This is a genomic window from Streptomyces sp. N50, assembly GCF_033335955.1.
Lineage (GTDB): Bacteria > Actinomycetota > Actinomycetes > Streptomycetales > Streptomycetaceae > Streptomyces.
In genome coordinates this window covers 3,393,894-3,408,804 of the sequence record NZ_CP137549.1, presented here as the reverse complement: position 1 = coordinate 3,408,804, position 14,911 = coordinate 3,393,894, and the positions used below count along the sequence as shown (strand labels likewise).

The window sequence follows — 14,911 nt, the reverse complement described above, 5'->3', positions numbered from 1 at the left end:
GGTGGCCTGGCTGAGGATCCCGGACTGGGACACGACAGAACGCCTCGCCCGCGACTTCCTGGCCGTCACCCCGACCGGCATCGTCTTCTGGACCTCGCTCCTCCTGATCCTCCTGGGCCTCGGCTCCGGCCGGCTCGCGTCGGTCGCCCTGCCCTTGCTCCTGGTACCCCCGGTGCTCCTGTTGACGGTGTCTCAATTCCGGCCCTTGTTCCACGAGCGGTATGTGCTGTATGCGCTGGCAGGGGCACCGTTGCTGGTGGCGGCGGGGGCGGATCGAGTGGCGGGGGCGGTGAGGTGGCTGTGGCTGGAGGGACGGGGGGTGCCCAGCGGCCGCCGCGTGGACGTTGAGCGTGCGGTGGCCGGGGCTGGGAGTCGCCGCGAGTTGGTGGGTGCGGTGAGCGGGAGGGGCGACCGGTTGGGGGGCGCCTGTTGGACTGGAGGCGGAGCCGGGGGCGGGGGTGGCGTCGGAGCTGGAACTAGAGCTGGAGCCGAGGGTGGAGCTGGAGTCGGAGCCCGAGACGGGGCCGGAGTCGGAGCTGGAACTAGAGCTGGAGCCGAGGGTGGAGCTGGAGTCGGAGCCCGAGACGGGGCCGGAGTCGGAGCTGAAGCCCGAGCCGGATCGGGAGTGGGGGCGAGAACGGATACCCGAGGCGGAGCTGTTGTCGGGATCGCAGCGGGATCCCGAGTCGATGCCCAACACAGAGCCGCGGCCGCAGTTGGAGCCCGGGATGGAGCGGGCCTGGCAGTCGAGGCCGGAGTGGAGGCCCGAGCCGACACCCAAGGCGGAGCCGCAGCCGGGGCTGGCACCGGAGCTGGTGTCGGGGCTCAAGCCGACGCCCAAGGCGGAGCCGCAGCCGGGGCTGGCACCGGAGCTGGTGTCGGGGCTCAAGCCGACGCCCGGGACGGAGCCGCAGCCGTAGCCAAAGCTCTAGCCGCAGCCGCAGCCGCAGCCGCAGCCAAAGCTCTAGCCGGAGCCGGAGCCGGAGCCGGAGCCGGAGCCGCAGTCGAAGCGCGAGCCGGAACCGGAACCGGAGCCGGAGCCGCAGTCGAAGCGCGAGCCAGAGCCGGCTCCCGAGTCGACGTCCGAGACAGAGCCGGAAGCGGAGGCGAAGCCGCAGCTGGAGGCGGCATCCGAACCACGACCGCAGCCACAAGCCGCCCATCTCTCACCGGAGTTGACCGTACGACCCTCCTGCGACCCGGCGCCCGACGCCCCCCGACCACCGCCCCCATGCCCAACCGCCGCACCCCCCTCGCCACCCGAGCCAACCTCATCACCCTCGCCGGCGTCCTGGTCGCAACCGCCCCCTTCCTCCACGGCCTCCCCGACTACCGGAACGACCGCGACCCGGCCCGCCGCCCCGAGAATCTCGCCGCGGTCTCCGCACTCGCCGGACGTGAACTCCGGCCCGGCGACCCGGTGTTGTTCCTGCCGTCTTTCTGGCGGGTGACGGCGCTGGCGTATCCGGGGCCGTTCGTGGGGGCCCGGGACCTGGCGTCGGCGGAGTCGGGGGCGAAGTCCGGGACGCTCAGTGGACGTGAGGTCGGGCCGGGGGAGTTGCGGGCACGGCTCGCCGGTGTGGACCGGGTCTGGATCGTCGCGCAGTCGAACCTGCTGCCCTCGCGCTGGGTACCCGGCGACCCCACCGACCGGGTCAAACTCGACGTCGTGGACGGGGAGTTCGCGCGAAGACAGCAGTACGTACGAGGGCGAGTGAAGCTGGCCCTCTACATCCGCCGGATGCCCCCACAGCCGACGCCCTCAACCCGGCCGGTGTCCGCGCCTACACCTACGCCTCGTCCAGCGTCGCCGAATCCAACGCCCCCGTGAGCTGGTCAAGCCGCTCCCGCAACGCACGAATCTCATCGATGTCAAAGCCGGTCGCCCCAAGAATCCGCCGAGGCACCTCGACCGCCCGCTCGCGCAGCGCAACTCCCTCATCGGTGAGCCGCACCTCCACCGACCGCTCGTCACGGACGCTCCGCTCACGCCGTACGAGCCCCGCCGTCTCCAGCCGCTTGAGCAGCGGGGACAGCGTGCCGGAGTCGAGCCGCAGATGTTCGCCGAGCTTCTTGACGGGCAGCTCGCCGTGCTCCCACAGCACCAGCATCACCAGGTACTGCGGATACGTGAGCCCGAGATCCTTGAGGATCACCCGGTACACACCGCCGAAGGCGCGCGACGCGGCGTTCAGGGAGAAGCAGATCTGCTGGTCGAGGCGGAGCCAATCCGCGGTGGGCGCGGCGGCGGGAGTGGTGGTCATGCCTCCAGGATAGCGCGAGCGGGCCATTTAGTTGTGGGCAATTGAATTGTGTGCTCTACTTATCCCCGTGAGGCGGTCCGGACACCCGGACCGATCCCACCCCACCAAGACTTCCGAGAGGGATGGTTTCCAATGGACGCGATCTACACCGCCGTAGCCACCGCCACCCACGGCCGCGACGGCCGCGCGGTCAGCAACGACGGCAAGATCGACCTTCAGCTCGGCATTCCGGTAGAGATGGGCGGCAATGGGCAGGGCACCAACCCTGAGCAGCTCTTCGCCGCCGGTTACGCCGCCTGTTTCGGCAGCGCCCTCGGCCTCGTCGGCCGCCAGGCGAAGATCGACGTCACCGACGCGGCCGTCACCGCCGAGGTCGGCATCGGCAAGCAGGGCGAGGGCTTCGGCCTCAAGGTGACCCTGCGCATCGAGCTCCCCGACACCGTGGACGAGGCGACCGGCCGCAAGCTGGTCGAGACCGCCCACCAGGTCTGCCCCTACTCGAACGCCACCCGCGGCAACATCGAGGTCGACCTCGTCGTCGAGTAGTCCCTACGACGCTCTCGTGACCCGGCACAGAGATGGCCGGCGGCACACAAGCCGCCGGCCATCTCGCGTCGCACCGAACCTCACGTCACACCGACTGAGCGTGCTCCCCAAGCCCAGGCCCAACTCCCTGCCCCGGAACCGGCGTTGGCACAGGAATGGCCCCGGCCACCTTCCCCCGCACCACACTCTCCAACAACAACGGCACCCCCACCACCGGCAGTAGCCACACCAACACGATCAACCGCCCACCCCACACGCTGATATCGGGATGCGCGGCCTGGGTGAGAACCCCCGTGAACGCGGCCCCGACCAGAAACACCCCGAACGCCGGCCGCCGCACCGCCCCCCACACCCCCGCACCGAGCGCAGCCACCAGCATCGGCTGCCACAACTGCTGCCGAGTCCACTCCACCCAGAAGTTCGCCTCCAGGTGCAGGAATTCAGGCCACAGCCGCGTGCGGTCGGGCCGGGCATAGTGATCGGTGAGCAGATCCTGAAGACTGTCGGTCTGGGACGGGTAATGGAGAGCACTGGCCAGAACCAACGTACCCAGCGCGGCAGTTGCCCCCAACGCGGCCACCGTCACCAACGCCCGCCCCGGAGCCCGCCCACGCCGCATCCGCCCTACGGCGACCACCGCACCCGCCCCGGCCAGACACAGCCCGAGGAACAGGGACTGCGAGTGCTTGACGGTGAAGAGAAGCGCCAACGAACCACCCACCAGGGCGAGTCCAGCCCGCGTACGCCGCCCCTTCAGCACCAGCGCGCACCCCCACACCGCAGCCAGCGTCAGGGCCGTCATCAGCCCCTCGGTCATCGGCCGCATCGAAGTCGTCCCGCACGGCAGCACGTAGTACAGCGCCTGCCCGGTCAACGCGAACGGCACCGACACGGACAGGGTGCGCAGGATCAGGAAAACAAGAATCCCACCCAGAACCGTGAGAACGACACTCGCCGACCACATCCCCCACACCGGCCCGAGCAGCGTCACGAACGGCACCAGGAACACCGGGTATCCGGGCCGCACTTCAAAGATCCGCATGAACCGTTCCGACGTGAACGGCGTGATGAACCCGCCCGTCTGCCCGGCCCGCAGCCGCGCGTTCACCCCCCGCCACTCCGCGTCCCGGCACTTCTTCGCGACCCGCGCGGCGGGGTCCTTGCCGTGGAAGTCCAGCGGGTTCACGCTCTGTTCGCGCCGAGCGTTCGCCCCCTGGCTCGCACAGCTGTAGTCGATGGCGACGGCGGCCGACTCCCGCTCGCTCGCACCACGCAGACTCATCGCGTACGACAGGTAGTTCTTCGTGTCGGGAGTCGCCCGCCCGGTGACATTGGCGAGTTGGAGCACCGCGAACACGGCGGCCAGCACCAGCACCCACGTACGCGGCCTCATGAGGACGCCAACTGGTCGTGACCACTGACCGGAGAGGGAACCCGCGCACCGGCCCCGGTCTGCGGAAGCCAGTCGACCTCCCCCAGAAGCAGCGTCCGTACGACCCTCTCGGCCGCCCTCCCGTCGTCGAACTCGCAGTACCGCGCACGGAACTCACCCCGCAGCCGCGTCGAGTCCTCGTCCCGCCAGGCACCCGACGCGAACAGCCACGCCAACTCCCGGTAGGAACCGGACACATGACCCGGTGGCGCGGCGGTGACGTCGACATACGTTCCCCGGCTGGCCGCGTACGCCTCCCGGTCGTCGGCGTGCAGCACGATCGGCCGGTCGAGATTGGCGTAGTCGAACATCAGGGCCGAGTAATCAGTGACCAGCGTGTCGGACGCCAACATGACGTCCTCCACGGCGAGTTCATCGGTCGCGTCGATCAGCACCCCACGCCGATGCAGATCCGCGAGCCCCATCCCACGCGCGGGACCCGTCGCGAGAGACGGATGCAGCCGTACGACGAGGGTGTGCTCCGGGCCGAGGTCCTCGGCGAACCGGGCCAGGTCCAGCCGGTCGACGTGCCCGCCCCGGACGTACTCACGGCGGGTCGGCGCGTACAGCACGACGGTGTTGTCGACCGGGATACCGAGCCGCTCCCGAACTCCCGCCCCCGCTCCTGGTGTTGCGCCGACCAGGACGTCGTTGCGCGGGCTCCCCGTCCGCGCCGAAGTGAAGTGGCACGGATACGCCCGCTCCCACACCAGCTCCGAGTGCCGGTTGGCGACCAGGCTGTGGTCCCAGCGGTCGGCCCGGCGCAGCATCTGCGGGACGTCGACGCCGTAGCGGCCGCCGGGCTTGTCCAGCAGGTCGGCCGCCATGTACTTGAGCGGGGTGCCCTGGTGGGTGTGGATGTGGACGCTGCCGGGGCGCTTGGTGAGGGTGCCGGGCCAGTTGACGTTGTTCACGAAGTACGTGGCGCGCGCGGTGAGTTGGCGGTACCGCAGAGTGTTGAGGAGGACGTGCTCGACATCCGGCGGCACCAACGCGGCCTGTTCCGTGTCCTGTACGACCCACACCCCCCGGAGATGCGGGGCGATCTCCTTCGCCTTGTAGTACACGGCGGCCGGGTCGCCCAGCACCCCGCGGTGCGAAAACGCCGAGTACACAACGAGGTTGGGGTCCAGCGACCGGCGCGCGTGCAGCGCGCCCCAGCCGCCCTTGACCCGCCCGGCCGCCGACTTACGGGCCTGCATCGCCCGGCGTTCCAACTGCCGCCCGCCCCGCCCCGCCTGCCGCCGCACTCGGTACAGCGCGTAACTGCCCTCCAGCGCACGGACTTCGGCGTCCACCTTCATCCCCGTCGGCTTGTGCTTGGCGAACAGCTCGGCCGTACGACGGAAGAACTCGGCCTTGTCGGACGGAGGCAGGCGGTCCGGCTTGCCGAGGATGTCGAGACAGTGCTCGCCCATCTTCCGGTGCAGATACGGCAGCCAACTCGCCAGTTCCGGGCGGGAGTCGACGAACGCGAAGACCCGCTCGTACTGGTCGTGGATGTCGAAGTGCTTGCGGCTGGTGGTCGACAGGATGTTGCCCTGGCGCCGCTGCCGGTAGTTCAGGCAGATTCGGTCTAGGGTGGCGATCCGCTCGGCGCTGAGCAGCACCGGGAACGTCCAGGGCGTGTCCTCGTAGTAGCCCGGCGGGAACTCGAAGGCGTGCTTGTGGACGAACTCCCGGCGGTACACCTTGTTCCACACGACCATCAACAGGTCGAGGATCTCCGGGTGTTCGGCGACCGTGAAGGTGCCGTCGACCTCCGTCAGGACGTGCGCGAGGACGTTGCGCCGGGTGCCGCCCCACCAGTAGGTGCGCGCGTAGTCGAAGACCAGGACGTCCGGGTCGCCGCTCGCGTCGAGCCGGTCGGCCATCGCGCGCAGGGCGCCCGGGGTGAGGGTGTCGTCGCTGTCGAGGAAGAAGAGGAAGTCGCCGGTGGCCAGGGGCATTCCGGCGTTGCGGGCACGGCCGAGGCCGACGTTCTCCGGCAGGTGCAGCACCTGGACGCGCGGGTCGCGGGCCGCGTACTCGTCGAGGATCGCGCCGCAGCCGTCCGGCGAGCAGTCGTTCACGGCGATCACCTCGATGTCCCGGTAGGACTGCTCCAGAACCGAGTCGAGGCACTCGCGCAGAAAGCCCTGCACCTTGAAGACGGGGACGATGACGCTGAAGCGGGGCACTTCGGGTTCAGCTCCTTACGAGGGTGGCGGCGGGGGCCGGGACGCGCTCCGCGAGCGGGATCACGGGCGGCACGGTCTCCGGCGGCTCGCCGAGGAACACCCGGCGTACGACCCGCTCGGCGGCCAGCCCGTCGTCGAACTCGCAGAAACGGGCGCGGAATCGATCCCTGAGGGCCGTGGACTCGGGCCCCGCGTACGAGCCGTCACGGAAGACCTGCGCCAGCTCCTCCGGGGTACGCGCGACGGGTCCCGGCGGCGCTTCCATGAGGTCGAAGTAGACGCCCCGCGTCTCCCGGTAGACCTCCCAGTCGTCGGCGTACAAGACGATCGGCCGGTCGAGGTTGGCGTAGTCGAACATGATCGACGAGTAGTCGGTGACCAGCGCGTCGGCGGCCAGGCAGACATCCTCGGACGAGCGGTGCCCGGTCACGTCGATGATCCGGCCGCTGCTCCTGGCCCGTCCCTGGTCGTAGAAGTAGTGGGCGCGCAGCAGCACGACCACGTCATCGCCGGCCGCCGCGCAGAAGGCCTCCAGGTCGAGGCCGGTGTCGAAACCGGTCTGGTAGTCGCGGTGGGTGGGCGCGTACAGGACGGCCGTCTTGCCCTCCGGGACACCCAACTCCCGCCGCACACGCGCCACTTCATCGGCCGTCGCCGTGTAGTACACGTCATTGCGCGGATAGCCGTACTCCAGCGCCTCGTACGAGCCGGGGAAGGCGCGCTCCCACATCTGGGTGGAGTGCCGGTTGGAGGAGATGTTGTAGTCCCAACGGTCCACCCGGCCGAGCAACTTGGCGAAGCTGCCGGTCGCGGCGGCCACCACCGGGTACGTCGACTGGTCGACGCCCATCTTCTTCAGCGGGGTCCCGTGCTGCGTCTGGACGTGCACGCTGCCGCGCCGCTTGACGACGCCCTCCGCGAAGTTGGCGTTGTTCACCAGGTACGTGGCCCGCGCCAGCACCTCCCAGTACTTCCGGCTGCCGATGACGGCGTGCTCGACGCCCTTCGGTACGGCGTCCACCGCGTCCGGCTCCACCAGGAACACCGAGCGGATGTGCGGGGCGAGTTGACGAGCCTTGGCCTCGATCGCGGCCGGGCTGCACGCGTAGCCCCGGCCCCAATAGGCGCAGTACACAGCCAGGTTGGGGTCTAGGGAACGGCGCAGGTCACGGGCGTAGCGCAGACGGGTACGGAGCATCCGGGGGCGTGGGACGCGCTCGGCCGCTCCCGATGCCTTCCGGTTGGCACCGCGCAGCGCCTTGAACGCCGTGTACGCCCCCGACGCGAGCAGCCGGTGCTGCACCCCCAGACTCCCGCCCGGCGCACTGAAGTCGGCGGGCCGGTGCGTGCGGTGGAGCTTCCCGGCCCGGCGGAAGAAGGCGCGGTGTCCGGACGGGAGCCGCTCGGGCCGTGAGGCGGTCTTCAGCACCACGGCGAAGAGCTGCTCGAACAGCGCCTGCGACCGCTCGGGAGCCAGACCCTGCGCCGCCGTCAGCACCAACTCCACTTGGTCCAGGAGCTGGTGATGGTGCTCGCCCGGCAGGTTGAGCCGGCTGCCCTGCCGCCGCAGCAGATGCCGTACGACGACGGAACGCAGGACCGCGACCCGCTCGGCGGCGACCGTGACCAGGCCGCCCCAGCCGAGGTCGGTGAACTGGCCCTCGGGAAAGGTGAGTCGGTGTTCGGAGAGGAAGGCACGGCGGTAGGCCGCGCTCCACGCGGGGAGCTGAACACCCGTCAACTGCGGTGCCTGCGACGGAGAGAACGCGCCCGCCGGGGTCTTCGCGAGCAGCGGGGCGGCCGGGTTGGTGGGCTCGCCCTCCCACCACGGGGTGCGCTCGTGCTCGAAGTACAGGACATCGACGCCTTGAGAACCCTCGGTCTCCGTCAGCCGGGCGTCCAACGCCGCCAACGCGCCCGGGGCGAGGGTGTCGTCGCCGTCCAGGAAGAGGACGTAGGAGCCGGTCGCCGCCCGCAGTCCGGTGTTGCGGGCCCCGCTGAGCCCCGCGGACGGTGGGGAGTTGACCGGGGCCACCCGGGAGTCCTGCCCGGCGTGGTCGGCGGCGACGTCGGCGGCCGGGGAGCCGGGGCTGTCGCAGACCGGGATCAGCTCGAAGTCGCCGTAGGACTGCGCGAGGACCGAGTCCAGGGCCAGGGACAGCCGGCCGGCGACCCCGTGGGACGGGACGATGATGCTGAAGCGGGGCATTCTGTTCTTTCTCCAGTGGTCCGGAGGGGTCCGGTGTCAGTGCGTGCGACAGGCCCTGGGGCGTCCGGTCGGGCGCCAGGTGGTCGGGCGGGTCGGGGTGGGGCGCGAGGGGCTTGAGGGCATGCGAACTCCCCAATGTGGGAACGGCGTTCAGAGTCGGTCGGTGACGGGCTGGGACGCGGTGGGCTGCGGCACGGTGGTGAGCGGGGAGCGGGTGAGGCTCGCGGCGGCCGACGGCACCGGGTGACGGTCGGCGAGCGGGACGACCTGCGGGAGGTCGGTCTCGCCCAACACCACGTGGCGTACGACCCGTTCGGCGGCGCGGCCGTCGTCGTAGGGGCAGAAGCGCTCGCGGAACGCGGCGCGCAGCTGGGCCGAACGCGAGCCGCGCCAGTGGTCGGTGGCGAAGATGTCGATCAGTTCGTCCTCGCTGCGGGCGACCGCGCCCGGCGGGAAGGCGCGCAGGTCGAAGTAGGTGCCCCGGGCCGCCTCGTAGGCCTCCCAGTCGTCGGCGTGGATGACGATCGGGCGGTCGAGGTTGGCGTAGTCGAACATCAGGGACGAGTAGTCGGTGACCAGCGCGTCGGAGGCGAGGCAGAGGGACTCGACGCTGGGGTGGTCGGTGACGTCGATGATCCGGCCGGACGCGGAGGCGGCGAGCGGGCCCTCGTGCCAGTAGTGGGCGCGGGCCAGCACGACGAAGCGCGGGCCGAGGCGGCGCAGGACGCGGTCCAGGTCCACGTGGGCGCGCTGAACGCGGCGGTAGTCGCGGTGGGTCGGGGCGTAGAGCAGGGCGATGGTGTCCTGCGGGATGCCGAGGGACTCGCGCAGCCGGTGCACGTCGGCCGAAGTCGCCTGCTGGAACACGTCGTTGCGGGGATAGCCGTAGGCGAGCGTGGTGTAGCTGCCGGGGTAGACGCGCTCCCAGGTCAGGGTGGTGTGGCGGTTGGCGGACAGGACGTGGTCCCACTTGTCGACGCCCTTGAGGAGTTCGGCGAAGTCCATGTCCCGTGCTGCCGCCGGGCGTTCCTGGAGGTCGAGGCCCATGTGCTTGAGGGGGGTGCCGTGTTGGGTCTGGATCATGACCTGGCCGGGGCGTTTGACCAGTCGGCGGTCGAAGTTGACGTTGTTCACCAGGTACTTGGAGCGGGCCAGCGCCGTCCAGTAGGACGCGGTGTTCGGGCGGAGCCTGCGCGTCGCGGCCGGGATCGTGTGGTGGTGCTCGGGGCGGGCGATCCACGCGGTGCGGATGTGCGGGGCGTGGGTGCGGAACGCCGTCTCCAGCGCGCCAGGGTTGCAGCTGTGGCCGCGCCCCCAGTAGGCGGCGAACACCGCGCGATCCCTGAGCGGAAGCCGGAGTTGGACGCGGTAGTGGAGCTGGAGGACCGCTGCCCTGAGTGCGCGCAGCGCCTTCGCGGTGAGCTTGACCGCGCTGCGGCGCCAGCTCATCGCCTTCTGCACGGCGCGGAAGGTGCGGTGGACGCCGAAGTGGACGAGCGTGTGGCGCGTCCGGGTGCGCAGCGGGACCGGGGTGCCGGGGATGCGGTAACGGCGGTAGTGGGCGCGGGCCTTGCGCAGGAACTCGGCGCGGGTGCCGCGCGGGAGGCGGTCCGGCTTGGTGAACACCGTCGCGAGGTGATCGACCATGCGGCGGAACAACACCGGGCGCCACTGGGCGAGTTGGGGGCGCGCGTCGACGAACGCGAAGACCCGGTCGTACTGGTCGAAGACGTCGAAGTGCTTGCGGCTGGTGGTGCCGAGGATGTTGCCCTGGCGGCGCTGGCGGTAGTGGACGCAGACCCGGTCGAGGGTCGCGATGGTCTCCGCCGTCATCAGGACCGGGTAGGTCCACGGGGTGTCCTCGTAGTAGCCGGGCGGGAAGGCGAAGCCCTCGCGCTCCACGAACTCCCGTCGGTACGCCTTGTTCCAGGCCACCATGATGACCCGCAGCAGCCCGGGGCGGTCCTCCAGCCGGAAGGGCGCCGGGCCCTGTTCGGTCAACTGGACGGCTACCTTGTTGCGTTGGGCCTCGCCCGACCAGAAGGTGCGCGCGTAGTCGAAGACCAGCACATCAGGCTCGCCGGTCTCCTTGAGGCGGTCGGCGATCGCGCGCAACGCGTCGGGCGTCAGCGTGTCGTCGCTGTCGAGGAAGACCAGATAGTCGCCGGTCGCCTGTTCCAGACCGGCGTTGCGGGCGCGGCCGAGGCCCTGGTTCGCGGGGAGATGGACCGCGCGCACCCGGGCGTCGCGGGCCGCGAACTCGTCGATGATCGCGCCGCAGGCGTCCGGCGAGCAGTCGTCGACGGCGATCAGCTCAAGATCGGGGTACGACTGGGAGAGCACCGATTCCAGGCATTCGTGCAGGTACGCCTGCACCTTGTACGCGGGGACAATGACACTGAACCTGGGCAAGGGACATCCATGGGTCGGTCGGCGCGGGCGTTCTGCCCGGGAACGGCCGATGGAGTGACTTGGTTACGGCGCGTACGGCATACGGGGGACGCACGGTGAACGAAAAGGGGCGGGCCGATGACGGCCCACCCCTTCGAACTATGTGCTGTTCGCGGCTATTTGACCGCGCCCGCCATCACGCCGGACACGAACTGCCGCTGGAACGCGAAGAACACGGCCAGCGGGATCACCATGGAGATGAAAGCGCCGGGTGCCAGCACGTCGATGTTGTTGCCGAACTGGCGTACCTGCGTCTGGAGTGCGACCGTGATCGGCTGGGTGCTCGACTTGGTGAACACCAGCGCGACCAGCATGTCGTTCCACACCCACAGGAACTGGAAGATGCCCAGGCTCGCGATCGCGGGCCCGCCCAGCGGCATCACGACCCGGGCGAACAGCCGGAGTTCACCGGCGCCGTCCAGCCGGGCCGCCTCCAGGAGTTCGCGCGGGATCTCCGCGAAGAAGTTCCGCAGCAGGAACACCGCGAACGGCAGCCCGTATCCCACATGGAAGAGGATCACCCCGAAGATGGTCCCGAACAGGCCTATTTTCCCGAAGAGTTCGGCGATCGGGATCAGCGCGACCTGCACCGGCACCACCAACAGGCTGACCACGCCCAGGAACCACCAGTCGCGGCCCGGGAACTCCATCCACGCGAACGCGTAGCCCGCGAGCGCGCCGATCACCACGACCAGGAGCGTCGCCGGGACGGTGATCAGGACGGTGTTCCACAGCGAGTTGGTGATGTCGCTGTTCTCCAGCAGCGTCTTGTAGCTGTGGAAGGTGAGTTGGGACGGCTGGCTGAAGACCTTCCACCAGCCGCTCGCGCTCATGTCCTCCGGGCTGCGCAGCGAGGACAGCAGCAGCCCGAGCGTCGGCACCATCCAGAACAGGCCGACGACGATCAGGAACACCCGGACCAGGCCCCCGCTCGCCACCGCCGCGAGCCGGGAGCCGAGCGACTCCCGCGCCTTGACGACCTCAACGGGCCCTGGTTTCCCCAGAGTTCCGGCATCCGTGGTCATCGCCGCACCTCCCGCCGCAGCCGCCGCACATTGAAGAGCATCACCGGGATCACCAGCAGCAGCAGGAACACCGAGATCGCGCTGGCGATCCCCGGCTGGTCCTCCGAGAAGCCCTTCCGGTACAGCTCCAGGGCCAGCACGTTCGCGTCGTCCTGCGAGGAGCCCGGGGCGATGATGAAGACCAGGTCGAAGATCTTCAGCACGTTGATCATCAGCGTGACGACGACGACCGCGAGCACCGGCGCCAGCAGCGGCACCGTGACCCGCCGGAACACCTGCCACTCGTTGGCCCCGTCGACCCGCGCGGCCTCCAGCAACTCCCTTGGCACACCCGCGAGTCCGGCCGCGATCAGGACCATCGCGAACCCGGCCCACATCCACACGTACGACCCGATGATCGCCGGTGTCACGAGCGACGGGCCCAGCCACTCCACTCCGTTGTAGGGCGCCTTGAAGTTGCCTGCCGGGAGCCGGAGTTGGGCCCCGTCGGCCTTGGCGGGCAGGGTGAAGGTGCCGTCGCCCGCGGCCTTGGTCGAGGCGACCACCTTGCCGTCCTTGACCGCCTCGATCCTCATCCCGCCGTAGCCGAGTTCGGACGGGTCGACCCCGCCGAGCTTGCCGACGCCCTTGCCGCGGGTGAAGTCCTGCCAGGTCGTGCCGGTGATCTTCCCCGGCTCGGCCTTCGCGGCCACGGCCTTCTTCGCGCTGTCGGGCATCTGGTCGGGGGCGACGCCGACGAGCGGGAGCGTGACGGTCTGGCCCGTGTGGACCGTCGTACTGGTGATGAAGCCGCCGTGGTCCGCCTTCAGCGGCGACTCGCGGCCCGGGTGGGCGTTGGGGAACGCCGACGACGAGGCGAACGTGTCGTGGATGCCGACCCAGACCGCGTTGGCGACGCCCTTGTGCGGGTCCTGGTCGTAGACGAGGCGGAAGATGATGCCGGCGGCCAGCATCGAGATCGCCATCGGCATGAAGACGACCAGCTTGAACGCCGTTCCCCAGCGCACCCGTTCGGTCAGCACCGCGAAGATCAGACCGAGGGCGGTGGCGACCGTCGGCGCGAAGATGACCCAGATGACGTTGTTCTTCAGGGCGGTGCGGATGCCGTCGTCGGTGAACAGGGCCTTGTAGTTGTCGAATCCGGCGAAACCGTCGCCGGCCTGGTTGCCGAAGCTGCGGACCAGCGAGTACCCGATCGGGTAGACCACGAGCGCGCCGAGCAGCACCAGGGCGGGCAGCAGGAACAGCACTGCCACGGTCCTGCGGGTGCCGGTCACGCTCTTGCGCCTGCGGGGAGGGACGGAGGCCCCGGGGGCCTCCGCCGCTGCCGATGCCATCTCGGGCTCAGCTCCCGCTCGCGTACGCCGCCGCCGCGTCCTTCTCCAACTGCGCCTGCGTGCCCGCGACATCCGTCGGGTTCTTCAGGAAGTCCTGGAGGTCCTTCCACTCGCCCTTGCCGGGAGTGCCGCCGAAGGACTGCGGGGCCTGGTCGGACATGTCGAAGCGGAAGTCGTCACCGGCCGCGATCAGCGACTTGGCGATCGTCCGCTGCACCGCGTTCGGGTACGCGGAGTCCGGCACGTTCTTGTTCGGGGAGAGATAGCCGCCGAGCTTCGCCTGGATCGTCGCCGCGTCCGGTGAGGCGAGGAACGTCGCCAGTGCCTGGGCCGCCTTGGAGTCCTTCAGGATGACGGCCGCGTCGCCGCCGGAGACCACGGGCGCGGTGGAGCCGACCGACGGGAACGGGAACACCTTCGCGTCGGTGCCCACCTTCGCCTTGGTCTCACCGATGTTGACCTGCACGAAGTCGCCCTCGTAGACCATCGCGGACTTCGGCTGGTCGCCGCCGTTGAAGGTCTGCGTGACGGACGCGGGGAACTCGGTCTGCAGCGCGCCGTTCTGACCGCCCGCGATGTAGGCCTTCTTGCCCCAGATCTGGGCCAGCGTGGTGAGCGCCTGCTTGACGGAGGGATCCGTCCACTTGATCTTGTGCTGGGCGAGCTGGTCGTACTTCTCCGGGCCCGCCTGCGACAGATAGACGTTCTCGAACCAGTCCGTCAGCGGCCAGCCGTCCGCGCCCGCGATCGAGAAGGGGGTGACCCCGGAGTCGTAGACCGTCTGCGCGGTCGTCAGCAACTCCGCCCAGGTCTTGGGCTCCTTGGCGCCCGCGTTCTCGAAGACCTTGGCGTTGTACCAGATCAGCGACTTGTTGGCGGCCTTGTAGTACACGCCGTACTGCTTGCCGCCGACCTTGCCGATGTCCTGCCAGCCCTGCGAGTAGTTCTTCTGCAACTCAGCGAGCGCGGCGGCGCCGAGGGGCTTGGCCCACTTCTTGTCGACGGCCTGTTTGATGGCGCCGGGCTGCGGGAGCATCGCGACGTCCGGCGGCTGGCCGCCCGCGACCTTCGAGCCGAGGAAGTTGATGATCGGGTCCTGGGCGGGCACGAAGGTGACCTTGGCACCCGTGCGCTTCTCGAACTCCGCCAGGACCGCCTTGAAGTTCTTCTGCTCGTCACCGGTCCACACGGCGGCCACTTCGAGGCTCGCGCCGTTCAGTTTCGGGAGGGTGACCGTGCCCGCGGTCTCCGAGGGACTGCTGGATTTGCTGTCGTCGCTCTTGTTGTCGCTGCCTCCACAGGCGGCGAGCGAGAGCGTCAGTGCCCCCGCGGCGACAACTGCCGCTGTACGTACGGTTTTGCGTGTCCGGTAGGTGCTGCTCGTGCTGCGCATCACTGCCCCGTTCTTCGTTCCTCGTCGAACGCTCGAACGCTTCCGTGCGCACTGGTCTACGCCCGGTACTTGAA

At 69.7% G+C, this 14,911-nt stretch carries 11 protein-coding genes; 3 read left to right on the top strand and 8 right to left on the bottom strand.

Annotated elements, in window-relative coordinates:
• Positions 1-458 precede the first annotated feature (458 nt).
• Together R2B38_RS14900 and R2B38_RS14895 are read left to right on the top strand one after the other, a co-directional pair.
• Positions 459-920 (top strand): hypothetical protein, encoded by a 462-nt coding sequence (locus R2B38_RS14900; RefSeq protein ID WP_318021950.1) that lies wholly within the window; start codon positions 459-461, stop codon positions 918-920.
• Between the two features lie 311 nt (positions 921-1,231).
• A complete protein-coding gene (locus tag R2B38_RS14895) occupies positions 1,232-1,831 on the top strand; it encodes a hypothetical protein (RefSeq protein ID WP_318021949.1) in 600 nt (199 codons plus the stop codon).
• Here the strand turns inward: R2B38_RS14895 and R2B38_RS14890 are convergent.
• Positions 1,791-2,264 carry a MarR family winged helix-turn-helix transcriptional regulator gene (locus R2B38_RS14890; protein WP_033287198.1) on the bottom strand — a complete coding sequence of 158 codons (474 nt, stop codon included), beginning with the start codon at positions 2,262-2,264 and terminating at the stop codon, positions 1,791-1,793. The genes R2B38_RS14895 and R2B38_RS14890 overlap by 41 nt on opposite strands.
• A gap of 132 nt (positions 2,265-2,396) precedes the next feature.
• On the opposite strand from R2B38_RS14890, the gene R2B38_RS14885 reads away from it, so the two are divergent.
• Positions 2,397-2,810, top strand: a complete 414-nt coding sequence (locus R2B38_RS14885) for an organic hydroperoxide resistance protein (protein ID WP_318016667.1) — start codon at positions 2,397-2,399, stop codon at positions 2,808-2,810.
• An 85-nt stretch (positions 2,811-2,895) separates the two neighbouring features.
• On the opposite strand, the gene R2B38_RS14880 is transcribed toward R2B38_RS14885, so the two are convergent.
• The 7 genes from R2B38_RS14880 to R2B38_RS14850 all read right to left on the bottom strand — a co-directional run bounded on the left by R2B38_RS14880 (position 2,896) and on the right by R2B38_RS14850 (position 14,837).
• A complete protein-coding gene (locus R2B38_RS14880; protein WP_318016666.1) occupies positions 2,896-4,203 on the bottom strand; it encodes a hypothetical protein in 1,308 nt (435 codons plus the stop codon).
• The gene (locus tag R2B38_RS14875) at positions 4,200-6,422 is read right to left on the bottom strand and encodes a CDP-glycerol glycerophosphotransferase family protein (RefSeq protein WP_318016665.1); all 2,223 of its coding nucleotides are present in this window, start codon (positions 6,420-6,422) and stop codon (positions 4,200-4,202) included. The genes R2B38_RS14880 and R2B38_RS14875 overlap by 4 nt, the downstream gene beginning before the upstream one ends.
• A 7-nt stretch (positions 6,423-6,429) precedes the next feature.
• Complete coding sequence (locus tag R2B38_RS14870) at positions 6,430-8,631, bottom strand: CDP-glycerol glycerophosphotransferase family protein (protein ID WP_318016664.1); 2,202 nt, start codon at positions 8,629-8,631, stop codon at positions 6,430-6,432.
• Between the two features lie 150 nt (positions 8,632-8,781).
• Positions 8,782-11,043, bottom strand: coding sequence for a bifunctional glycosyltransferase family 2 protein/CDP-glycerol:glycerophosphate glycerophosphotransferase (locus tag R2B38_RS14865; protein WP_318016663.1), 2,262 nt, complete (start codon positions 11,041-11,043; stop codon positions 8,782-8,784).
• Positions 11,044-11,198: 155 nt separating this feature from the next.
• A complete protein-coding gene (locus R2B38_RS14860) occupies positions 11,199-12,107 on the bottom strand; it encodes a carbohydrate ABC transporter permease (RefSeq protein ID WP_318016662.1) in 909 nt (302 codons plus the stop codon).
• Positions 12,104-13,444, bottom strand: coding sequence for a sugar ABC transporter permease (locus R2B38_RS14855; protein ID WP_318016661.1), 1,341 nt, complete (start codon positions 13,442-13,444; stop codon positions 12,104-12,106). Before R2B38_RS14855 ends, R2B38_RS14860 begins: the two co-directional genes overlap by 4 nt.
• A 7-nt stretch (positions 13,445-13,451) precedes the next feature.
• Positions 13,452-14,837 (bottom strand): ABC transporter substrate-binding protein, encoded by a 1,386-nt coding sequence (locus tag R2B38_RS14850; protein WP_318016660.1) that lies wholly within the window; start codon positions 14,835-14,837, stop codon positions 13,452-13,454.
• Positions 14,838-14,911 lie beyond the last annotated feature (74 nt).